The sequence below is a fragment of the uncultured Psychroserpens sp. genome (genome assembly GCF_947501425.1).
Taxonomy (GTDB): Bacteria; Bacteroidota; Bacteroidia; order Flavobacteriales; family Flavobacteriaceae; genus Psychroserpens.
In genome coordinates, this window is the sequence record NZ_CANMVN010000033.1 from 1 (window position 1) to 296 (window position 296).

Annotated in this window: 1 protein-coding gene; it reads right to left on the reverse strand. The window is 42.2% G+C overall.

The window, feature by feature from the left end:
* On the reverse strand, nucleotides 1-296 hold a 296-nt coding region (locus Q0951_RS17070; RefSeq protein ID WP_299339542.1), incomplete at both ends, for a hypothetical protein.

Below are 296 nucleotides of genomic sequence, written 5' to 3' on the forward strand. Positions count from 1 at the left end.
ATAATCACATTCTGCGGCACAACAATACTATTGCCGTTTCCATCATCGAAGGTCCAGTTAATTGTATAAGTTCCCTGACTATTGTACGTCACTGGATCACTAGTCGTTCCTGTGAGTGTGCCTGAACAGTTATCCGTTGTGGTTGGTGCTGTGGCTGTGGCTGAACATTCACCTATGATATCAGATAATGTTGGTATCACTGGATTTGTGACATCATTTATAATCACATTCTGAGGCACAACAATACTGTTGCCGTTTCCATCATCGAAGGTCCAGTTGATTACAAATGTCCCTTG